Raw genomic sequence first — 20304 nt, forward strand, 5'->3', positions numbered from 1 at the left:
GGGGCCACTTCTTTTTTATGTCCCTGTCTCGCGTTTGACCTGGCACCGTGCTGCTGGCCGCGTGCCTGCACCACACGTCAGGGTGAGGGTGGATGGTCCACGGTCATCGCGCGGCCAGCAGCATCAAAAGCCCGGTCAATTTCACCATCAGTAGCCTGCTGCCTACTGGCCAGATCGCCACCGCCGTGCCCGGCCCAGGTCCCCGAACCTCGTTGGACACCTCCTCCTGGACATGCGTTGCCACGGCTTCCTGCAGAAGACCCAGTCCACACATGGTGGAGTGCGGCCGCCATGTGTGCACAGTGACCGCAAGAAGTTGAGCGTTCCGAGGAGGCCAGCACAGTGGAGCCAGGGCAAACCGCCTCGACCGTGGCGCGCCCCAGATGATGCCCAGCAACGTGCCGCCGGAACCTCGGTCTCGGTCTGGCACTTCCTGTCCCCACAGCCCGCAGGTGAAGAGGACTGCGCACGGTCATGGTCAGAGTGAGGGTGAAGTTCAGGGACACGAAGGAGAGCATGGGCCTGCGTGAACGCCGCTGCGGGCTGCGGCGGGTTCCCACCGGTCCCCAGTTCAGTGCCTAAGAACGGCTGCCTGTTCGGTGTCCACGCAGGCTTGCCTGTCGCACCAGCGCCCCTGGAGGGTGGAGGCATGACTGCAGAACGACGGGAGAAAGCAATCAAATGGGTGCTGTTGGCGAACGCAGTGCTGGGCCTGCTCATCATGCTGTATGCCACAGGTGCCGCGCTGGGCACTGGCCTGATCCTGGGCGGCATCAATTTCAACCTGAGCCTGACGGCCTACCTCATTCACCGCAACGGCCGTGTGATCCAGGGCCTCACGGGTGTTGGCCAGGCGCCGTGAGACCTGCAGATCCCTGGGGCAGCAACGGCGTTCGCCAGGAGAGCGTCCTGCTGCTCGACGTGAGTCACAACGATGAATACGAGAGGCTACTCGTCCAGCTGCCACCTGACATTCGGGCAATGGTCGAGCCCCGCATTCGGGACGTCGTCGAGATCCGGCTGCCTCTGGGGCAAAGACTGGAAGTGGTCTACCAGGGGAAGTTGCGAGTGACCTACCCGAGAATCATTGAAGTGCGCGACATTCTGATGTTGGACGGCGGGGGGGCGTTTCGCAAGGATGGACGGCGTGGGGTGGACGGCGCCCTACACCGAATCGCCCGGTACACCGATGTCAGTGGCGATGTGGAGAGCGCACAGGGGGGCAAGTCCAACTTCTTTATCATCCGGCTGGGTCGCGTGCTTCTCGGCATTGCCGAACCGTTAAGAGACGCATTGAAGAGGGCGCTGAACGGCATTCTCTTGATCGGTCCTCCCGGTGTCGGCAAGACGACCCTCCTCAGAGACATCATCCGAATCTTGCAGGAGCGGTTTGGAGGCGCCCTCCTGGTCATTGACACCTCACTGGAATTGTGCGGCGAAGGGGACACGCCGCATCACTTTCTGAACATGGCCCAGCGCCTGATGGTCGGCCATCCGACCCGGCAAAAGGCGGTGATTGACCTCGCCATCATGAACGGCGGCGCTGATTGTCTCCTCTTTGACGAGATCGGCTACCGTGACGATGTCGACCTGGTGGCCTTCGCTGCGGGCCGCGGCCTGATGACGGTCGGCAGTGTCCACGGCCATACCCTTCAGGACATCATCAACACGAAGGCGCTGAGGCCACTGCTGAGACTGCAAGCGGACGGCACCGTCGACGCCACCAGCCAAGTTGTTTTCAACATGGCGATTGAGGTTCGTGGACAGGGCCAGCTCCGGATCTATCACAACGTGAGCCAGAGTATTCAGGACATCTTGGAAGGGCAGCGGCCGCAGTTTGAAGATGTCGCGTATGTCCCCGAGCGCTAGCAGCTGCAGGCACAACCACAAGTGGCGCCCGTCTTCTGGAAGACGGGCGCCACGGACTTTGGACGGCTCAGGCGGACGAGCTTAAGCGCTGGTCCACCTCTTCAAGCCGCTTCATAAAGGGCGCAGAAACCGCTGGCGGCAGCGGGTAGATCTTGGCACACAGCAGCAGCAGGACCTCCTGCAGCTGTTCCACGAGCTCCACATCCTGGTCGGGGAACACCCCTTGATGGTGGATGACCCACTCAAATTTTGGTTCAAGTGCGCTCATGGCCCACTGGACAATCGCCTCGCCGTCGTAGGTATACAGCAGGTTGGCAATGTCACCGATGGCAAGGTCCTTGTCGATGGGCGGGAACGACGTGGCTTGATCATGTGGCGTCGCGGCGGGAAAAAGATTCATCGGTGCCTCTGCAGGCGGCGGATCGGGCAGTGATGTGGGCCCGACATGAGGCCCGGCGGCCGCAAGCATGTCCGCTTCCTCCACGGGAAAATCCTGGAAGACGGCGGGGTCTACAGCTGTGGTGGCAGCCTGCGCAACTGCACGGAAGACAGGTGCCTGTGGGGCAGCCGCAGACGCCGACAAGGGCGGCGCTGGGTAGAAAGGCGGTGGCAACGCGGCCTCCGAATCAAGGGGTCGAGGGTTGGGGCCAGGCGGATTGAACACAGGCTGGTGCGCTGACAAAGTGTCAGAAATAGGCGACCCAAAAGTCAGGTCAGCTGGAAGAGGCGGGGGGGGAGACGGCGGCTGCGCCTGGTTCAGCCGTGCAAGCTCGGGCTGCGCCGCCGAGTCCGAGGCAGGTGACACCTGGGCGGCGGTCTGCGGGGATGGCGTCAAAGTTGGGACCGCCGTGAGGTGGTCAGCCGTGCCAGGGACCAGTGCCGGCACTGGAATGGTCGGTTCCTCCAACGGTTTGTTGTTGCTCGGCGCTGCAGCGACACCGGGCCACAGTGTGGAAGGAGGGGCTTCCGACGAAGGGACAGGAGCGTGATCACTCGGCACGAACATAGGGGTCGTGACCACCGTCCCGGCGCTTTGAGGTGGAGTTGGCCCCGTCTGACCACCTCTCCCCCGCCATTCCTTGGGTGTGTTTTTCCGTTTCGGTGGCGGACCAGAGGCGGCAGATGACGCCAGAAGCGGGGTTCGGCAAGCCGCCAAAAGGTCAGCTGGCGTTTGGTCTGGAAGCTCGGGAAGTGTGCCAGGCCTCAGCACCTGTTGGAAAAACAGCGTGACGTTAAGCGCTTGAAGCGGGGTGAGCCGAAAGCCACTGCGGTCTGTCAGGACCCGGAGATAGGCGAGCTGGTCTGCCGTGGGGTGGGTTAATCCCAGGTCGGCCAGGGCATGCGCAAGAGCGGTTGGATCAGAAGTGGGCGGCATGGGATCACCGTCGAGGGGCGCTGGTGCGACAGGCAAGCGGAGCTGAAACAGCTCCCACTTTGCCCCTTTAAGTTGTATAGATGCCTAGACCACTTGGGAAAATTGACGCGAGGCGTCTGGTGACCTCTAGGCGCGCGCTCTTGGGCCTATGCACAGGGGAGACGTGCATTATGCAGCCGAAGCGGCTGGTTGAACCGAACTGAAATGTAAGCCAAGGTAGCAACATAAACCGCACATACCCTTTTCGCCCCGCCGGAGGCAAGCGCCCCTGCCGCCGCGCCCAGCCGGGCCCCAGCGCCGACATACTCCGAAAAAGCTGCATGACAACTCACATCGCTTGATTTTCTCAAGTTACGATCTTGGGCGCATTCAGTCTATGCAGCCGGATTCCTCTCGCGTGGCGGGCCCGCTGGTGGTCCTTCGTTCAGGCCCACGGGGCCCCTGACGATCAGTCCACCACGGCCCGGTGGGCCCGGCCACACGCATGGCTGAACCAAGGGACGCCGTGCGAAATGCCAGTCGCAGGGGCGGCAGAGCGGCGCCACCAAAGCAGACCGAGCACCCGAGTGGCCGGGTCACGGAACCGCGCCGTGACCCGGCCCAGAGGAGGGCATGACCACTTTCCAAACCGCGCTTTGCCTCTTGCTCCTGGCCCTGTCCACGGCTCAGGCCGTGCCCACTGACGAAGCGGGCGTGCGCCTGATGCCTGAGCTCCAGGGGATCCTGGGTCCCATTGAAGTGGGCGACTGGACAGTCGCCGTGGTGGTGGACGGTGAAGCGTACGAAGCCCCGAGTGGCGGTGAACCGGACACGGCGCCGGTTCACCGCCCGCACCCCAGCATCTCCATCCACTGAGGAGAGGCAAGAAAAAGTTGAGCCACCTCACCGCCTGCATCCGCCGCCCCGCACTGCCGCCCCTGCACCCGTCCACAGGAGGACACCACCATGCGTAAATTTGCCACGATCATCGGAACCCTCGCCGCCGCCGCCAAACTGGAGGCCGTGGGCAACACGTCCGTGGCCCGCTACACCATCGCGGGCACCCTGACTGAACTGAACGCGGCGGGTGAAGAAGTGGCCGTGCCGTTCTTTCAGGAGTGCGAAACCTGGGGGGCAGACGCGCTGTTCGTCGCGGACCTGGAGCCCGGGACCTGGCTCACGGCTGTCGGCAAACCCGAGATGAATGTCTGGCATGACCGCGCCAATGCGGCGGCCCCTGTGGCCGCGCCGCGCCCTGGCGCCGCCCCCACGCGCGCGGCGCCCACCCACACCCAGCAGCGCCGCGCCATGCGCCTGCGCACCGAAACGGTAGACCGGGCGTTCATCGATGCGGAGACCGTCGCCGAAACCAATGGCGCCATCCGGGGCCTGTACGGCGTCAACCAGGTGGCGATGAGCGGGCGCCTGACGGACGACATCAAGGTCAAGGACACGAACGGCGGCGCCTTCGCGTATGGCCGCATCGCGGTGGACGACCGGGTCTTCAAGGGTGGTCAATGGACCACGCAGACTGATTTCATTGACGTGAAACTCTGGCGTGACGCCGTGGCGATGGTGATGGACGGGAAGAAGGGTCAGCCGTTCACCATCGTGACGGGCAAGATGTTGGTCAACCGGGACCGTGACGCTGAAGGCAATGTCACCCGCTTTCCCTATGTGGAAGCGAGCCTGGCCTTCCTGGGTGTGCGCCGTGAGCGCCGCAGCGAGAAGAGCAACGTTGACGCCAACCGTCTGGACCAGGGCGGCGCGGAGGGGGCACAGATTCCGGCACAGGCCACGGGCGTGGGCACCGAGGCCCCATCACCTTTCTAAGGCCCTGACCCGGCGCGGCGCTCAGGTGCCGCGCCGGGTGGCCCCTTTTTTTCACCTCACCGCAAAGAGGGTTAGGAGCGGAAGATGCGCGGAAAAGTCAGCGGCCGAGTGGCCAAAGTAGAGCGGCTGGACCAGGTCACGGTGCTCACCCTCGTCGGCGAACACGAAGCGGGACGCGCGCCGCACATCACCTCGGTGCGCTTTCCAGGCCGGAGCGCGCAGCAGGTGGCGGACGTTGCAACGGGCGACGCGGTGATCTGCGACGCCCAGTTGGTGTATCGGCAGTGGCGCACCGGACAAAATGAAGCGCGCTCCGAAAACACTGCTGTCGGCCTGACCTGCTACCTGCTCTCGGGGGGCAGCGTCATCAGCACCCACGGTTATCTGGCCCTGCAAGGCGCGGTCTGTCACTACGATCTGGTGGCGTATGTGGTGCGCCTTGAGCATGACCAGGCGGACCACTGCCGCGTGCGGGTGTGGACCAAAGACGACCAGGGCGAGCGCCACTTTTACTCGGTCACGTTCACAGGCAGCCGGGCGGGGGCCGCCCGCACCGCCCAGCCGGGCATGATCATGCACCTGAACGTCACCGCTCGGAAGGTCAAGCTGGAGCGCCACTGGACCGACCTGGTGGAAGCCCGGCACGTGCATCTGTGCATGAGTCGGGTGCACAGAGCGGAGGCGCAGCCGGTGCTGGAGGAGCGGCCGGCGCCCATGCCGGCACCAGCGCTCACGCCGGCCGATGCGCCGGTCCGGATGCCGCGTCCGAAGCTGGCCCCGCGCCTGACCACTGGCGGTGTGGGCGGTGAGTGGCTGGCAGAAGCAGCCGACTGAAGCCTGAATGGCGGGGGGGCAGCACAGCACTGCCCCCCGCCCACACCGGGGTATGACCCTCTTCTGGCCAACGTTCATGATCAGCCTGTGCTTCCTGCTCCTGTCCATGCTCAGCCCTGAACAGCTCTGGGTGGCGGTGGTGGCCATGGCGGCGGCCGGCTGTCTGGTCCGCCGCCTGGCGGTCCTGCTCACGGCGGCGGGTGCGGCCGCACTGCTGAGCCTCAGCCCCTTGGCGGCCGGATCTGAAGCCCCTCATTTCCTGGCGGTGCTGGCCCTGGCGTACACCCTGGCCCTGGGCTTCCGTGGCCTCCCGGCCTGGTCAGCCCACCCGAGTACCGCCGCACCAGCGCCCACACAACACTGACCTTCACCGCTCCACCGAGTGGAAGGAGACCCCATGCAACTGCACCGTGACGACCAACACCTGGACATCAAGATTAAGCGCTACGCCAGCGGTGATCTGGCCATTCTTCTCGAAGCACAGGGCGAGCCGTGGGCCGTTGCCTCCATGTCCCTGCCCGGGCTGGCGCCGGACGAGGTGGCCATCAAGGACTATTCCGAAAACGAGGGCATGCTCTCTGACCTGCTTGCTGCGGGCGTGGTGGAGCAGCCGCACCGGCATCTGGCGGCCGGCTTTGTGCAGGCGCCCGTGTGCCGGTTGACGGCGGCGGCCCGTGCGGCGCAGGCGAACGGCTGAGGCCCAGGCGCAAGGAAGTGCGCGGTGGGTGGCGGCCCGAACGGGAACGTCACCCACACCAGGTCACGCTGCGCGTGACGCGGGGAGGCCCCCAGAGGCCCCCTCCCCGCACCCCTCCCCACCCAGCGTCCCTGCACGCAGGGACGCTCCTGAATCAAGGTCCTTGCCCCCCAACTGCGGCGCGCGCCTTGCCCCATTCCTCATGCAACTCCGGGCGTGAACCCGTCATAACGGCAGTGGAGGCCCTTATGAAACGACTGATCACGGCCTGCCTCGTGGCGCCCACGGCTGCCCTCTTCGGTGTGATGACTGCCCGTCATGGCCTGCACGACACGGCCGCCGCCGCCGCCTGCGTGGTGCAAGGTGGCCTGAGCTTTAGCGCCGCGCTCCTGCTCGGTTTGAGTCCCCTGGCCTTTCGCCGCGCGCCTCAGCCGGAGCCCACAGCGCCCGCCGCACTGGCATAACGACGGACCCAAGTGGCCGGGGATGCAGCAGCTCCCCGGCCCGCGTCATGCCGGAGGTTCTCTGGCATGCACGTTCACAAAAGACAATTCCTGACAGCCCTCGGAACGGCGGTCAAGCTGGCACGCCGGGATAAGCACGACCACGCGGCGGCCGGGCTGCGCGCAGAGGGGGGCGACCTGCGGGTGAGCGTGGCGGGTGACGCGGTGGCCATTGATATCCCCGTCATGGCCACTGGCCTGTTCAGCGCGCCCGCCGCCGTGCAACTGAACCCGGTCCCACTGCTTGACTTCCTGCGGCGCAGCACCGGCACGGATGTCGACGTGGCCATCACGGCCCAGCAGGTTCGGGTCACCTGCGCGGGCGTGACGGCGCAGTTCAACTGCACACCTGACGCCCAGCCAATCTCCCGGCCCCCCGTCACCGCCACTGGAACAGTCGGGCCTCAGGCGCTGCTGTCGGCGCTCAGCAGTGTGCGTCACGCCGCCGCTGCCCGGGCGGGTCAGGGCCAGGCGGCCTACCGTGGGGTGCTGCTCGAAGCGCGCGGGTCCGTCTTACAGGTGACGGCCACCGACGGGCACCAGCTGGCCATCCGCGCGGTCGCGTGGCAGGGAGACGCCATGCGCCTGTTGGTGCGGCTGAGCGACCTGTGGACCTTGATGAGCGCCCTGAGTCTGGTGCCCGGCGAGGTCACCACGCTTCAGGTCAGCGAACAGTCACTGCTGCTTGACGGGGCCGTGCAGGCCCGCGTGCAGCTGATGGACGAGCGCGCCTACCCGGATTTCCGCACCGTGATTCCCTCAGGTCACCGCCCCAACCTGCATGTGGATGCGGACGCCTTTCGCGCTGCGCTCCGGTCCGTCAGTACCATTCTGTCGGCCGACGACATGGTGTCGATGCGCGCCACGCCACTGGGGCTGTCGCTGCACGCCGCAACGCCAACCGCGCGGGCCTCGGTGCCGGTGAGTGGCGCCCGGGTGCACGCGCCCTTCGAGGTGACCACCCGCACCCGCATGTTGCATCTGGCGCTGCTGGCTGACGGCGAGTTGGCGCTGACGGCCGTGCCTGGCCGCACCACATTGATGCTCACTGCGGGTCCCTTTCTGGCCTTGATGACCCGCGCGGCCGAGGTGCAGATGCAGGTGCCGCCGCCCATGGTGCCCCTGGATGGCCGCGCACCCTGGGAGGCTGTGGTGGCGTCCGGACAGCCGCTGCCGGAGGTGACATGGGACGCCGTCGGGCGGCCGTGAATGCGCCCACTGCACCCCTCACGTCCTTGGATCAGGGGGGCCCAGCGAGTTCGGAGGAGGCGCCGCAGTGCGAGGTCCCTCAGGGCCACCCGCCCTTCGCAGTCTGGAGTCACCCCGACATTCACCTGCCGTTTGACGCGGCCACCGATCACAGGGTGTCCTGGCAACACCTTCTCCCCGACGTACCCCTGCCGCTGTTGTGTGAGATGGCCCTCGGTCAGCCGGTGGCCGATACCCCCGTGGAACGGTGGTTGGTGGCCCGCCGAATCCTGCGCGAAGCCCTGACACGCCAACGCACCAGGCCCTACCTGAAGGGGTCACAGGTGACGGCGCCCCTTTCCACTGCCCCGCACTCAAGGAGCCCTGCTATGTCCACGCCACTGCCCGCCGAGGGCGCCAGCCCCCTCCTGCCCCTCCTGCCCTTGCCCGCGCCGACCCGCATTGCCGTCCCTCTTATGGATATTGAAGAGGCCGACACCAGCGGCGCCGTGAACCTGACGCGCAGCTCCATCCAGCACATCGGGATGACGCAGGCGGTGACACTCGAAGTCAATCCGGGGCAGCCGCATGTGGTGCTGGACGGCAAGCGCCGCGTTCAGAACGCCCGGCTGCTGGGCATGGAGACAGTGGCGGCCGACCTCTATCCGCCCCTGACCGCTGAGCAGCGTGCGCATCTCAAAATCAGCCTGCACCTCCGGGGCCCCAACCGGGCCGACGAGGCGCGCACCCTGCTGGACCTGGCGCGTGCCCACGCCCTGCCCCTGGACCACCCGGACACGGCAGATCAGCTCAAGGTGCTGTCGGGTCTCTCGAAGGGCCACATTCGGCGTGTCCTGAAACTGGCCAACCTGCCGGCCGACGTGCTGGCCCTGATCGGCACGTCTGTGTCCGAAGGGGTGGCGAGCGGGGTGGCGAACCTGCAAGGGGACCACCGCGATCAGGCGGTGCAGGCCATCCGGGCCAAGGCCGCGCAGGATGAACAATTCACCGGCCAGGATCTGAAGGAGGTGCAGCAGGCCCGCAGCACCTTGATGGGCCAACATCTCGGCGCCGTGACCCTGCCCAGTCTGCTGACCTTGACCCCCTTGCAGGCCCTGGCCAGTGACGTGCGGATCTTGGCCAGTGAGCGCAACATTTCCCTGGCCGACCTCATCCGTGAGTTGCAGCAGGGCGATCAGGTGCCCGCGCCCGACCCGTTTGGCGCGCTCTTCGGGCACGCTCCCACGCCCTCTGCCCCGGGGCCTGAGGCCGCTGCCATCACCCCGCCCAGCTGGCTCACCGACGGGGCGGCACCCTGGGATCTCCCTGTGCCCGCGCCGGCCCCGATCACCGAAGAGCCGGCACCTCCTCAACCAGCGTTTGACACAGCCGTGCAGCCCTGGGCCGTGCCCGAGGCCCCCTTGCCCCCAGCGGCCGAGCCGGCACCCACGCCGGCCAGTCCAGTCGTGCTCAGCTCGGGTCTCGATCTGGACACGCTGTTCGCTGCCCCCGCACTGAACACACCCGTCGAGGCCCAGGCGCCGGTCGCCCCCTTCATTCCGGGTGCGGCGGGTGGGTCTTCTGGCCGCACCCGGCCAGGTCGGCGCTGACATGCCCGTTTCCCTGTGCCGAAAAGGAGTTGTATGCCCGCGACCGCTGTGACCCGCGCGCGCGTGGCCCCCCGGGGCTGCGGCAGCGCCCGAACGCAAGGTGACATCTACCTCGAATTCGCCCTGCACCTGCTGGACCCAGCGGCCCTGATGGCCTGCCTGGTGGACCCCCCCATCCCGTTTGACCAGCGGCTGTGGGGGGTGCCCAGCATCGGGGTGCGCACCTTTCCAGACCTGGACGGCGTCACCCATCTGGTGGACGTCGTGGGGCAAGACGCGTATCCCGAAACCCTGGACTTCCTGACCGAAGCGCTGCGGCTGGGCATCTCCCGAAAAATTCCGGGGGACTTTGCCTTCGACGAGCTGACCCCGCAGAGCACGGTGCGGCTGATTCATGCCCGCGCCCTGGTGACCAACCACGCGCACTTCTCAGTATGTCCGGACTTTTCGTGTCCAGTGGGCCATCAGGCCGGCGAGGCCTGTTTTCACACCTTGCACCATGCCACTCCAAGAGACGAGGACGGCACCCGAACGACCCCGTCAGGCCGTTATCCCCTGCGGTCGGAAGCGCCGGGCGTCACGCCGCAGTACACCATGGCGAATTTCCTGACCGTGCCCGTGTCGCACCTGGTGCTGGTGCGGCACCCCGATCCCGCCGTCAACCAGCGCCAGCTGGAGCGGCTGCGGCACGCCCGCATCCCCGTGGTCCTGGCAGACGCCTGACCCAGTGCGGCCTTCCGGGACCAGGGGGGCCGCGAGCGCTGTGGGGGGGCGCGGCGGTGCGAGGGGGCTCAGGCCACCCCTTGTCGCGCTGACCAGCGCCCCTTGACGGTTTGACGGTGGCCAGCGCGGCCGCCCCTTTTCACAGGAGACCTTCTATGCACGACATCCGACTGACCCTGAGCCCGACTGCCGACGTCAACGTGCCGCTGCTGCGCCATCATGCCCCAAGCGGCGCCGCCGGCTGGGGGTACCTGGGGTCAGGCCCAGCCGACACCGCCCTGCGCATTCTCGCTCAGTTTCTGCCTGTGCCGAAGACCGGACCACGCACGCCGGAAGAGGTGCTGCTTCACCTGGGGCTGCCCAGTGATGATGAGCAGCGGGAGCAGGCACTCGCCGACCTCAGTGACGAGCAGACCGAAGACCTGGACCGCCGCTACGCCGAACACTGTGAACAGTTGCCTATCCGCCTGTTTGATGGACAGTATGTCAGTCGCCAGGCTTGGCAACTTCATCAGGAATTCAAGCGCGACGTCCTGGGGGGTCTGAATCAGGAGTGCGACCATGTGATTGAGGCCGACACGATCCACCAGTGGATCCACCAGCGGCAAACCCCAGACGTCTCAGCTTCTGCAGCCTGCAGGTGAGTGCCGTCCATGCGGTCCTGGCCCGCACCGACTGGCTGACGCTACGGGAACAGAAAACCGAACTGGTTGAACAACTGGAGCGGCTGCGCGGTGACATCGAACTGTTGAAAGGGCCGCTTCACCATCTCGAAGACGCGGCATGCCGAAAAGCTGAAGCTGGACGCCTTGAAGGCCTTCTGGCCTGGATAAACGCGGTGCAAGATGCTGCGGAGCAGGACCTCTTTCCTGTGAACTGGCAAGGCTGCTGAGGCGCTCGGGGAGTGATCCCCCCAGACATGGCCGGACAGTGGACTGTCCGGCCCAGCAGGGCGTATGACCTTCTCCCTCGCCGGCCGGCAAGAGCGGTAAGGAGGTGGCCACGTTCCGAGCCGCGCGCCGGACCCCAGACCAAAGATAGGGCGAGAGGCACCGCCCTCACCGCCCAGGGAGTCTGTGCCGCTGGCCGCTCAGCCTGCAGGTCCAGAAGACCCTGTACGCTGAAGTCCGGACTTCACCTCTTCTTCTTTCTCTCAAGGAGTCACGATGACACTGCCTTCTCTTCCCGACGCCGCCACCGTGCTGGACGACCTGCGGTACATGATCTACTTCGCTGAGCAGGGCACTGGCCTGCAGGTGGTCAGCGCCTCTGTCGAGCTGCTGGCCGTCACCACCCGCAGTGGGGGCGCGGGGATCCCCAGCATCGGCCTGCTCACCCTGGGGGGAGACCTGACCCGGGCTGACGCACAGCGCCTTCAGTTTCAGTTGAGACGGGCGCCAGACCCCAGCTTTGACCAGCTGCCTGAGCAGCTGCGCCAGGCCGTGGCCAGCCTGAAAAAGGGGCTGTCCGCCCTGGCCTCTCTGAAGAACACCTTCGACGTCACGGCGAAAATGGAATTCAAGTTCGAGTTGACCAGTGAAGCCAAAGGAGGCTTCCTGGTGCGCTTCGGGGCGCGCTCGGCCGACAGCCACACCCTCACCGTTGAGGTCAAAGCGGTCTGAAGCGTGACGTCCCCTCCCCTGCTTGCTGAGCTGTTTCCCCTGGCCGTTCCGCCCCGCCACCCCCATCTGCCGGTGCTGCGCGACGCCTTCGCGGCGCTGGAGGCCCTGGCCTGGCCCGCTGCCCGCCCCTGTCTGCCCCTGGGGGCCCGCACAGAACCGATGCGCCTGGCCAATGGCCTCTTCGATCCAGCGCAGCAGGACTTCGGGGTGCGTGTCGCGGACGACGCGGACTATCCAGGCATCACGCTCCTGCATGAAATTGGCCACGCCGTGGACTACCTGCTCCTGGGGGGCGGCCACTACGCCAGTGAGGTGCGGGGAACCGCGGCGTGGGAGGCCTGGTACGAGGCCTGCCTAGGTTCGGCGGCCATCGCACAGGTACGGGCCCACCTGATCGCACCGGCGTTCACGGCCGAAGTCGGCTTTGCAGAGTATCTGCTGGAGTTTCCAGAAATGTTCGCCCGCTCATTCGCGCAGTGTGTCGCCTGCCGGTCGTCGTCGGTCCCCCTGCAGAATGAACTGACGGCCATGGCACAAAGTGATCCGCCCCAGCAATGGGCGCCCCATGACTTTGTTACGCTGGACGCAGCGCTGATGCACCTGCTCAGCATGGCGGGAGGTGAACCTTGAAACGCCTGACCAAAGATCAAACGAAGTCGCTTTTAACTTCGGCGCTCCAGAGAAATGGGGTATCGCCCTCAGCCATTCAGACGGCGGTGGACGGCTTTATGCTGGACCTGGCTCAAGGCCGGTCTCTCAAATTTGGAGACTTGGGCACATTAGAGGCCCAGGGCGAGCAGGTGACCCTCACGCCCCCCGAGACGGTGAAAGTCACCCTGACGCCCACTGCGAAAATCGCCAAACAACCAGCTGGATGGTTTCGTCAGGAGCGGTCGGGCGTGGTCCGCTCAACTCCAGCGGGCATGACCATCACCGATGAGGCGGCCACACGGCATTTTGAGCGCAATGGATACCCCAGGCGTGAAGCGGAGCGGGCCGTACATATCGGCCGAACCAGGAAGAGAGTGGATTAACGTCAGATCCACCGGAGGGGACGTGATTGTCCCCTCCTTCTTTGTTGCGGTTATATGGAAGGACAGTGTGGCTTGGCAGGCTTAGGCTCAATCAACAAATTTCAACGCGAATCAAAAATCCGATCTGCAAAATTGCTCTTTTGCGATTTCTGACGCGTTTATTATTTGCGCTCTATGTGAAAAGGGTGGTTTCTTGCTGAAGAACGCAGGGGCGCACACGGTCACATCTGCTTGAAGGCAATTATCACTGTCCATACCATTAACTTGGCTGACGGCGCCTGTGTCCTAGTGAAGCAGAATGGGAATTCTGCTTCACCTCAGGCTGCCTGCTTCCCGTCAAGCCAAGCCAATTTGGAGGATGAGAGTTAATGGTAAAATGGCATGCATCAGCACTTCTCCTGACAACCGCTCTTCTCAGCTGTGGCAGAACCGCAGAAAATACGCCTGTTCAAAGTGAAGCCACAGTGGTACAAACGCCCACAGGGGAAAACCATGAACTGACGTCCCTCTCTTTCTCAAAAGGCCAAGATTGGCTGGGGGGGCTCAGTAAGATCGCCGCAACGTACCCGGTGTTCGGCGGCTATGAAATGAATCGTCAGGAACAGGCAATTATCCTTTATACAGCAAACTCTTACCGGGGGCAGGCTCTTAATGATGGCGAGGCAGAACGAGGACGGAAAATCGGTCTGATGAGGAAGGCTTTCGTCGATCTGATGGAAGCCAGCGAACTTCCCCTCATTACTGAGAACGGGATTGAAGCCACTCCGAAGAAGTGGAAGATCAAATTTAAGCAGACCGACGCTTCGTTGGACGATCTCCTATATTGGAAGGCGTCTTTGTTCATCGATGCCAATAATCATGAGGCCAACTTGCTCGCTTTCGATATGACCTCAAATTCGGTCATCGTTCAGGCGAAGAATGAGGCGTTGAAAGGTCATCTCCGCGAGCGGTTAAAGAGCCTGGGCATTCCCGAGGCAAAGGTGACCTTCCGCACGGGCAATATTCAGGGCACCAAACGCAATGATGTGGACCAGTATCGTCCCGTGGTCGGCGGCGTCAAAGTGGAGATGGCGAATGGCGGCCTCTGCACGCTGGGTCTACCGGTGTTACTGGACGGAACAGTAGAGGGGTATCTCACCGCTGGCCACTGCGTGCAGAACGCCACGGTGAACAATGGCGAAAGCCTCCGCCAGGACAGCTACACCGTTGGGACGAAGTTTCTCGATCCTGCCTTTCAGGCCTGTACGGTTCCCGAATGTGGAACGACCAGCCGGATGCGTCAAGCAGACGCCGCTTTCTTCAGATCAAGCATCGGTTATACCCGGGCGCGGATCATTCGTACCCCTTTGACCCCGGGCACCCACACCACCCTTCAGAATGCAGACGGTTCAGATCAGTATTGGGATGTCACCAGTACGCCGGGCCTCCCAGGACTCAGTGAGGCGGTGCAGAACATTGGCATGACCAGCGGCTACCGCTCCGCTGCGGTGACCAACCAATTCGCGGACATCCGAATTGATTTCACCTTCAACGGCCAGACGGTGAGGTCGTGGGTGCTGCGAACCGTGGAGGTCTACAATGACGGCCCTGCAAACGCCTCTTGCCGCGGCGACAGCGGCTCGCCCTGGTTTCAGCAGATTCCGGGAACGACCAATCAGGTGCGCTTCTTCGGCATTCAATCTGCTGCCCAAATCAGTCCTACAGAATCATGTGGACAGTATGCGTATTTCTCTCCGGTCACCATGCTTGAAAACCACTTCGGCGCTGGTAGGATCAACTACAAGCGATGAGAACGATCTTTCTGGCGACGTTGACCCTTCTGACTCCTGCGCTGGCGGGTGGCCTCGCCGACGCAGCACCGAGCAGACCATACGAGATCATCATCAAGGCCAGCGCGCTGACTGACCCTTCATGGAAGTTGGCTGATGTGTACCTGCGCAATAACACTGCCCAGCCGCTCCAAGCCACGGTGAGTGGCTGCCCTCTCCACTACGCGGTGACCTTTAACCGTCAGGTGGTGAACCGCTACGACGCAGGCAGCATCTGTAACACGGCGCTGTACACCATCGCTGTGCCTGCTCGCGCGGCGGTGGTGGTGCGCCGGGGCATCCAGGTCGTGAAGAAAGGCGGACCGCAACTGTCAACGCTGATGGTGTCAGGGAACTACAGCTTGACCCCGGCAGGTCAGCGCGAACGCACCCTTTCTTTCAACGTTCCTGTTCTCAAATAAACTTTTCCGTATCGCTTAGCTGAAGACCTGAGGGCGTCACACCCTGGGACCAACGGCACAATCACGCGGCGGGCATCTCTCAATCCCCCGCATCATGACCGCTCGACACCCAGGTGTTGAGCGGTCTCTTGCCGGAATGGACGGGCGCCTCAACCTGCTGCGTCGCCCCCTTGCGGTGCCGACCAGCGCCCCCCCAGGGTGCAGGACATGGCTGAGCTACGGCCACTGGTGCGCCGCGCTGTGCAGGGTGGTCGGCTTTCCCGGCTCGGCGAGGAGAAGGTATGTCTCAACGGTTCGAAGTCCCTGAGGGGGTCGTCATCAACCTTCACGTCACGGCGCCCCAGGCGCTGGGCGGCCAGATCCTGGCCCAGTCGGTGGACAGCGCAGCACTGGCGCAGCGGTGCGACCAGATCAATGCGCTGGCGGCGAGCCAGGGCCAGCCGGCGCAGGCCTGGCTTGAGGTGGACGACTGCATCGTCTATCCGCCGGCCGCCTGCGCGCCGCCGGCCCCCACGGTGGGCAGCGTGAGTCCCTGGGGTGAGGTGCTCCGGGCGCAGGCCGTGCAGCCGGGCGTGACCTACGTGCAGACCGCCCGGCACGGGGGCTATCACCTCATGCCGCTGGTGAATCAGCGCATGCCGCCCCCCGTTCGCCGGGGCAGCGGGTGGTATGAGGCCGACATTGAGGGTGCGGTGTGCGCCCACGCGGTGCCGCTCCCGGGCGCCGACCCGCTGCATGTTCAGGCGGTCCTGCTGCGGTATTACCCGGAGCTGCTTACCCAGCCCGTGGATGACGGGCAAACGGTCGCCCCGCCCACCCTGGCCGAACTGGCGCGGACCCTGCCCGCACAGCACCGTCTGGTGGCGGTGCCTGGGACAGGCGGCGGCGTCCAGTGGCTGAGTGTGGCCCCGGGAACGGCCTTGCCGGAGCACGCCTGGGTGTGTCCCTCCACCGCCGTCCGGACCCTGGCCGGGCCAGATCTCCCACTGGCCACCCGCCAGCGCTTCGAGGGCCAACTAACGCGGCGCGCGCAGCTGGCGCTGTCCGCCACGGCACCCCGCTTTCCACGGGCCCTGCGCCTGCTGCTGGCTGCCAGTGTGCTGCCGCTGTGTCTCGTGACGCCGCCCCTGGTCAGTGCCCTGCTGGCGGTGGTGACGGCCGGACTGCTGGCGTCGTTCTGGTGGCCTCAGCCCAGGGTGGAGGTCACTGAGGATGTGGATGTGCTCAACCGCCGGGTGACACTGGAGCTGCTGTCAGACGCATTGGTCCCGTTTCACCTCGTGGTGGTGCCCGCGTCCGACGACCAGACCGCGACCATTCTGAGCCGGTCAGGTCAGGTGCGGGCGCGGGTCAGGGCGGACGTGGACGAATCGGTCAGTGTGCTGACCTCAGGCGGCCCTGTCCTCCTGATGGGCTGGGCGCAGCCGGCCCCTGGTCTGGACCATGAAATGACGCTTCAGGGCGCGGTGGCCACCCGACTGATGCTGGGTGAGGTGCTCCAAGCAGGTTGACACGCCGACCTGCGCCCATGAACGGTGCCCCCATGTCCACGGACCGCCTGCATCTCGAACAGACCTACTTGCCCAATGTGCCCCAGCCGCTGGCAGACGCGGTGTGGACCTTTGCGCTGCAGCAATCCCGGCTGCTGCCCCACCACGATCTGGCCCAGGCCTACCGGGATGTGGCCGCGCTCATTCGCCTGGCGCGGCGCACCGGCGACGTGGGGTAGCGCGCCGGCGCACCGGTTACTGGGGCTTGCCGGTTCCACCAGCGCCCCTTCAGGCTGCGCCCCATGCAGCCCCTCCGACTTCGCTTCCGCCTGGCGGGTGACGCCCGGACTCTGGCGCGGAGTTCCGGAGTAGTCCGGTCGGCCCGGACCCAGAGTTACCGCACCGGGCAGCCGCATCCGGGCGGTCTGTTTGACCCGGCCCTCATGGGCCAGGGGCGTGCGTCGCGCGTGACCAGCGCCCACATCGAGTTGCCGCTGCCCTGCGCGCATCCGCTGTATTTGCGCGACATCGCGCATCTGCTGGACTGGACCGAACGTCATCTGCGCCAGGTGCTGGCGGGCCAGGCCAGCGCTGATCCAGCGCAGCCCCTGACCCTTGCCCACTCCACAGGCGAGGCAGTCTGGACGGCCCTGGCCGCCGTGCGGGCGCCGCGCTCTCGCCGGGGGCAACAGGTGCTGGCGGCCCTGGCTGCGCAGGGCCTGCGCCCCACTGACCTGATGCTGCGCGCACTGCCCGTCCACCCGGCGGGACTGCGGCCCATCGTGGCCTGGCGGGGGCGTCTGGCGTCCAGTGACCTGACGGACCTGTACCGGCGCGTGCTGCACGCGGCCGACCGCCTGGAGAAGCTGCGCGGCGGCGAGCTGCCCGATCTGGTGCTGCGCGCGGCGTGCGCTCAGGTGCAGGGCGCGGTGGACGCCGCCCTCCTGCACCTGGCCGCTGGGCTCGGGGGGAAGACCGGGCGCCTGCGCCGCACCGCCCTGGGCAAACGGGTGGACTTCAGCGGGCGCGCCGTCATTACGCCGGATCCGTCCCTGACGCTGGACCAGGTGGCGCTGCCGGAAGCCATGGCCCGCACCCTGTTTGCCCCTCACCTGATCGCCGCGCTGCGCCGGGAAGGGGTGCCGTTCCGGGTGACGCGCGCCGTCCTCGCTGATCCACGGCCGCTGGACGCCGACACGCGGGCCACCCTGGAGACGCTGATGGCGGCCGCCACAGTGCTGGTCAACCGGGCTCCTACGCTGCACCGGCCCAGCCTGCTGGCCTTTACCCCGGTGCTCTCGCCCGGTCTGACCCTCGGCCTGCATCCCCTGGCCTGTGAAGGCATGAACGCGGACTTTGACGGCGACACCGTGGCGGTGCATCTGGTCCTGGGCACGGCGGCCCAGCGCGAGGCGCGCGAACGCCTGACGCTGCGGGCCAACCTCCGCAGCCCCGCGACGGGCCAGCTGGCGGTGAAACCCAGCAAGGATATGGTCCTGGGGCTGTACCAGTTGACTCAGGCTGCCGCGTCCAGCCGGACGCCGTTGCCTGCGTTTTGCGGTCCGGACGAGGCGGCGCTGGCTGTGGCCACTGGCGTCGCCGACTGGACCGACGACTGCCTGGTCATGCTGGGGGGCGAGCGCGTGCGGGCCACGCCCGGTCAGGCCCAGGTGTGGCAGACCGTAACGGCCCTGACCGGTGACGCTGGCCTGTACCGGCCGCAGCCGCTGACCAAAGGGGCCGTGACCACCTTGATCAGTCAGGCCCTGGCGCGCTGTGGCCCGGACACGGCCGCGCAACTGCTGGACGCCCTCAAAACGGTCGGGCTGACCCACGCGACGGTCGCGGGGCTCAGCATCGGGATCAGCGACGTGCTGGAACTGCCCGAACGAAGCGAGTGGCTGGCGCTGGGTCAGGCGCAGGTTCAGGCGCTGGACGCGCAGGTCGCGGCAGGCCTGCTGACCAGTCCGGAGCGCGACCGCGCGGCCCTCCAGACCTGGACGGAGCTCAAAGAGGCCCTGGGCGCCGAAACCGTGGCGTGGTTCGAGGCCTCGGCGCACAATCCCCTGACGGTGCTGCTGACCAGTGGCGCCCGGGGCAGCAGCGCGCAGCTCACGCAACTGGCGGCCATGCGCGGCCTGATGGCGCGTCCGGACGGCACCACCGTGCTGCACCCGGTGCTGAGCTCGTTCCGGCGGGGGCTCTCGCCGCTCGAATATTTCCTGAGCAGCCACGGGGCCAGGAAAGGGGCCGCCGACACCGCGCTGCGCACCGCGCATGCGGGGTATCTCACGCGGAGATTGGTGCTGACCTTGCAGCACTGGCGTGTGGCGCCTGGCGACTGCGGCGACACCACCGGGGTGGCGGAAGAGCCGCCCAGTCCTGGCCGGATACGCCTGCCGGGTGGCCGGGTGCGCTCCCCCCTGACCTGCCGCCTGGAGACCGGCACCTGCGCCGCGTGTTACGGCGCGGACCTGGGCCACGTGGACCTGCGGGCCGCGCCCGCTGGCCACCCGGCCGGGCTGCTGGCCGCGCAGAGCCTGGGTGAACCCGGCACCCAGCTCACCATGCGCACCTTTCATACGGGTGGGGTGGCCCAGGCCGCCGATATGACCCACGGCCTGCTGGCGGTGACCCGGCTGCTGGACACGCCGCACCCGGAGCCGGCTGACCTGGCCCGCGCCCTGCACCGGGCCTACGCGGCGCAGGGGGTCGCGCTTCATCCGGTGCACGCCGAGGTGGTCGCGCGCGGGGTGGCCGGCCGGGGCCTGCGGCGCACCCCGGCCGGCCCTGGCTTGCTGGCCCAGGCCGCGCTGGGACACACCGCTCAGACGCTGGCCCAGGCGGCCCTGCACGCCCAGACCGACCCCGGCACCACGCTGACCGCCCAGACCCTCACGGCGGGGGTGGCGGCCTGGCTGGAAAGAGCCGGGCGGCGGGACGGGCCGGACGAGGCGCCTCCTGAAGACGGGAGTGGCGAGGGACTTGCCAGGCGCACCAGCGCCCCTGGACGCTGCGGCCATGACAGCCGATCTGATCACGATGGGTTTGGGGGTGGTCACCCTGCTGAGCCTGACCACCACGGGTATGCTGTGGCGCGAGACCCAGCGCCTGAAACGCCAGGTGACCCAGCTGTTGGAACACAGCGAAGTGGTCTGGGCCTCGATCAACAGTCAGGCGGACGAGATGACGGGCATCCGGCGCGACATGGGCGAGCTTGGTGAGCAGGTGGGCCGGGTCGAAGCCATGAACGAGGAGCTGCTGAGCGCCCACGATCAGACCTGGGGGCTGCCTTCGGCCGGCGACTGACCTGCGCC

Annotated in this window: 23 protein-coding genes; 22 read left to right on the forward strand and 1 reads right to left on the reverse strand. The window is 66.2% G+C overall.

Annotation, left to right across the window (positions count from 1 at the left end):
- Positions 1 to 649: 649 nt before the first annotated feature.
- Both K7W41_RS14310 and K7W41_RS14315 read left to right on the forward strand, forming a co-directional pair.
- Complete coding sequence (locus tag K7W41_RS14310; RefSeq protein WP_224609836.1) at positions 650 to 862, forward strand: hypothetical protein; 213 nt, start codon at positions 650 to 652, stop codon at positions 860 to 862.
- Entirely contained in the window at positions 859 to 1869 is a 1011-nt protein-coding gene (locus tag K7W41_RS14315) for an AAA family ATPase (protein WP_224609838.1), read from the forward strand. Before K7W41_RS14310 ends, K7W41_RS14315 begins: the two co-directional genes overlap by 4 nt.
- A 67-nt stretch (positions 1870 to 1936) precedes the next feature.
- Here the strand turns inward: K7W41_RS14315 and K7W41_RS14320 are convergent, their stop codons facing one another.
- Complete coding sequence (locus tag K7W41_RS14320) at positions 1937 to 2338, reverse strand: hypothetical protein (protein ID WP_224609840.1); 402 nt, start codon at positions 2336 to 2338, stop codon at positions 1937 to 1939.
- Positions 2339 to 3856: 1518 nt separating this feature from the next.
- On the opposite strand from K7W41_RS14320, the gene K7W41_RS14325 reads away from it, so the two are divergent.
- The 20 genes from K7W41_RS14325 to K7W41_RS23540 all read left to right on the forward strand — a co-directional run bounded on the left by K7W41_RS14325 (position 3857) and on the right by K7W41_RS23540 (position 20296).
- Positions 3857 to 4099, forward strand: a complete 243-nt coding sequence (locus tag K7W41_RS14325) for a hypothetical protein (RefSeq protein ID WP_224609842.1) — start codon at positions 3857 to 3859, stop codon at positions 4097 to 4099.
- Between the two features lie 90 nt (positions 4100 to 4189).
- Positions 4190 to 5056 (forward strand): single-stranded DNA-binding protein, encoded by an 867-nt coding sequence (locus tag K7W41_RS14330; protein WP_224609844.1) that lies wholly within the window; start codon positions 4190 to 4192, stop codon positions 5054 to 5056.
- A gap of 84 nt (positions 5057 to 5140) precedes the next feature.
- Positions 5141 to 5890, forward strand: a complete 750-nt coding sequence (locus K7W41_RS14335; protein WP_224609846.1) for a hypothetical protein — start codon at positions 5141 to 5143, stop codon at positions 5888 to 5890.
- A gap of 52 nt (positions 5891 to 5942) precedes the next feature.
- Complete coding sequence (locus K7W41_RS14340) at positions 5943 to 6254, forward strand: hypothetical protein (RefSeq protein WP_224609848.1); 312 nt, start codon at positions 5943 to 5945, stop codon at positions 6252 to 6254.
- A gap of 33 nt (positions 6255 to 6287) precedes the next feature.
- Positions 6288 to 6587 carry a hypothetical protein gene (locus K7W41_RS14345; RefSeq protein WP_224609850.1) on the forward strand — a complete coding sequence of 100 codons (300 nt, stop codon included), beginning with the start codon at positions 6288 to 6290 and terminating at the stop codon, positions 6585 to 6587.
- 248 nt (positions 6588 to 6835) lie between these two features.
- A complete protein-coding gene (locus K7W41_RS14350) occupies positions 6836 to 7051 on the forward strand; it encodes a hypothetical protein (RefSeq protein WP_224609852.1) in 216 nt (71 codons plus the stop codon).
- A gap of 66 nt (positions 7052 to 7117) precedes the next feature.
- Positions 7118 to 8299, forward strand: coding sequence for a hypothetical protein (locus tag K7W41_RS14355; RefSeq protein WP_224609854.1), 1182 nt, complete (start codon positions 7118 to 7120; stop codon positions 8297 to 8299).
- A gap of 368 nt (positions 8300 to 8667) precedes the next feature.
- Positions 8668 to 9888: a ParB/RepB/Spo0J family partition protein gene (locus K7W41_RS14360; RefSeq protein WP_224609856.1), complete on the forward strand. Its 1221-nt coding sequence runs from the start codon at positions 8668 to 8670 to the stop codon at positions 9886 to 9888.
- Between the two features lie 33 nt (positions 9889 to 9921).
- The gene (locus K7W41_RS14365; RefSeq protein WP_224609858.1) at positions 9922 to 10611 is read left to right on the forward strand and encodes a hypothetical protein; all 690 of its coding nucleotides are present in this window, start codon (positions 9922 to 9924) and stop codon (positions 10609 to 10611) included.
- A 155-nt stretch (positions 10612 to 10766) separates the two neighbouring features.
- Positions 10767 to 11255 (forward strand): hypothetical protein, encoded by a 489-nt coding sequence (locus K7W41_RS14370; RefSeq protein WP_224609860.1) that lies wholly within the window; start codon positions 10767 to 10769, stop codon positions 11253 to 11255.
- Positions 11252 to 11503 (forward strand): hypothetical protein, encoded by a 252-nt coding sequence (locus tag K7W41_RS14375; RefSeq protein WP_224609863.1) that lies wholly within the window; start codon positions 11252 to 11254, stop codon positions 11501 to 11503. Before K7W41_RS14370 ends, K7W41_RS14375 begins: the two co-directional genes overlap by 4 nt.
- A gap of 274 nt (positions 11504 to 11777) precedes the next feature.
- The gene (locus K7W41_RS14380) at positions 11778 to 12233 is read left to right on the forward strand and encodes a hypothetical protein (RefSeq protein ID WP_224609865.1); all 456 of its coding nucleotides are present in this window, start codon (positions 11778 to 11780) and stop codon (positions 12231 to 12233) included.
- A gap of 3 nt (positions 12234 to 12236) precedes the next feature.
- Positions 12237 to 12863, forward strand: coding sequence for a hypothetical protein (locus tag K7W41_RS14385; protein ID WP_224609867.1), 627 nt, complete (start codon positions 12237 to 12239; stop codon positions 12861 to 12863).
- A complete protein-coding gene (locus K7W41_RS14390) occupies positions 12860 to 13267 on the forward strand; it encodes a hypothetical protein (protein ID WP_224609869.1) in 408 nt (135 codons plus the stop codon). Before K7W41_RS14385 ends, K7W41_RS14390 begins: the two co-directional genes overlap by 4 nt.
- Positions 13268 to 13635: 368 nt before the next feature.
- Positions 13636 to 15057, forward strand: a complete 1422-nt coding sequence (locus K7W41_RS14395; RefSeq protein ID WP_224609871.1) for a S1 family peptidase — start codon at positions 13636 to 13638, stop codon at positions 15055 to 15057.
- Entirely contained in the window at positions 15054 to 15497 is a 444-nt protein-coding gene (locus K7W41_RS14400) for a hypothetical protein (protein ID WP_224609873.1), read from the forward strand. Before K7W41_RS14395 ends, K7W41_RS14400 begins: the two co-directional genes overlap by 4 nt.
- 281 nt (positions 15498 to 15778) lie before the next feature.
- Positions 15779 to 17008 carry a DUF7007 domain-containing protein gene (locus K7W41_RS14405; protein ID WP_224609875.1) on the forward strand — a complete coding sequence of 410 codons (1230 nt, stop codon included), beginning with the start codon at positions 15779 to 15781 and terminating at the stop codon, positions 17006 to 17008.
- Positions 17009 to 17040: 32 nt separating this feature from the next.
- Positions 17041 to 17226: a hypothetical protein gene (locus K7W41_RS14410; protein ID WP_224609877.1), complete on the forward strand. Its 186-nt coding sequence runs from the start codon at positions 17041 to 17043 to the stop codon at positions 17224 to 17226.
- A 63-nt stretch (positions 17227 to 17289) separates the two neighbouring features.
- Positions 17290 to 20211: a hypothetical protein gene (locus K7W41_RS14415; RefSeq protein WP_224609880.1), complete on the forward strand. Its 2922-nt coding sequence runs from the start codon at positions 17290 to 17292 to the stop codon at positions 20209 to 20211.
- Entirely contained in the window at positions 20174 to 20296 is a 123-nt protein-coding gene (locus K7W41_RS23540) for a hypothetical protein (protein ID WP_263489853.1), read from the forward strand. Before K7W41_RS14415 ends, K7W41_RS23540 begins: the two co-directional genes overlap by 38 nt.
- The last annotated feature ends 8 nt before the right edge of the window (positions 20297 to 20304 follow it).

This window comes from Deinococcus multiflagellatus, assembly GCF_020166415.1.
GTDB classification, from domain to species: Bacteria; Deinococcota; Deinococci; order Deinococcales; family Deinococcaceae; genus Deinococcus; species Deinococcus multiflagellatus.

Coding starts and splice junctions, on each gene's coding strand:
- K7W41_RS14310 (WP_224609836.1), top strand. CDS start 650: ATGACTGCAGAACGACGGGAGAAAGCAATCAAATGGGTGCTGTTGGCG.
- K7W41_RS14320 (WP_224609840.1), bottom strand. CDS start 2,338: ATGCTTGCGGCCGCCGGGCCTCATGTCGGGCCCACATCACTGCCCGAT.
- K7W41_RS14325 (WP_224609842.1), top strand. CDS start 3,857: ATGACCACTTTCCAAACCGCGCTTTGCCTCTTGCTCCTGGCCCTGTCC.
- K7W41_RS14330 (WP_224609844.1), top strand. CDS start 4,190: ATGCGTAAATTTGCCACGATCATCGGAACCCTCGCCGCCGCCGCCAAA.
- K7W41_RS14335 (WP_224609846.1), top strand. CDS start 5,141: ATGCGCGGAAAAGTCAGCGGCCGAGTGGCCAAAGTAGAGCGGCTGGAC.
- K7W41_RS14340 (WP_224609848.1), top strand. CDS start 5,943: ATGACCCTCTTCTGGCCAACGTTCATGATCAGCCTGTGCTTCCTGCTC.
- K7W41_RS14345 (WP_224609850.1), top strand. CDS start 6,288: ATGCAACTGCACCGTGACGACCAACACCTGGACATCAAGATTAAGCGC.
- K7W41_RS14350 (WP_224609852.1), top strand. CDS start 6,836: ATGAAACGACTGATCACGGCCTGCCTCGTGGCGCCCACGGCTGCCCTC.
- K7W41_RS14355 (WP_224609854.1), top strand. CDS start 7,118: ATGCACGTTCACAAAAGACAATTCCTGACAGCCCTCGGAACGGCGGTC.
- K7W41_RS14360 (WP_224609856.1), top strand. CDS start 8,668: ATGTCCACGCCACTGCCCGCCGAGGGCGCCAGCCCCCTCCTGCCCCTC.
- K7W41_RS14365 (WP_224609858.1), top strand. CDS start 9,922: ATGCCCGCGACCGCTGTGACCCGCGCGCGCGTGGCCCCCCGGGGCTGC.
- K7W41_RS14370 (WP_224609860.1), top strand. CDS start 10,767: ATGCACGACATCCGACTGACCCTGAGCCCGACTGCCGACGTCAACGTG.
- K7W41_RS14380 (WP_224609865.1), top strand. CDS start 11,778: ATGACACTGCCTTCTCTTCCCGACGCCGCCACCGTGCTGGACGACCTG.
- K7W41_RS14395 (WP_224609871.1), top strand. CDS start 13,636: ATGGTAAAATGGCATGCATCAGCACTTCTCCTGACAACCGCTCTTCTC.
- K7W41_RS14400 (WP_224609873.1), top strand. CDS start 15,054: ATGAGAACGATCTTTCTGGCGACGTTGACCCTTCTGACTCCTGCGCTG.
- K7W41_RS14405 (WP_224609875.1), top strand. CDS start 15,779: ATGTCTCAACGGTTCGAAGTCCCTGAGGGGGTCGTCATCAACCTTCAC.
- K7W41_RS14410 (WP_224609877.1), top strand. CDS start 17,041: ATGTCCACGGACCGCCTGCATCTCGAACAGACCTACTTGCCCAATGTG.
- K7W41_RS14415 (WP_224609880.1), top strand. CDS start 17,290: ATGCAGCCCCTCCGACTTCGCTTCCGCCTGGCGGGTGACGCCCGGACT.
- K7W41_RS23540 (WP_263489853.1), top strand. CDS start 20,174: ATGACGGGCATCCGGCGCGACATGGGCGAGCTTGGTGAGCAGGTGGGC.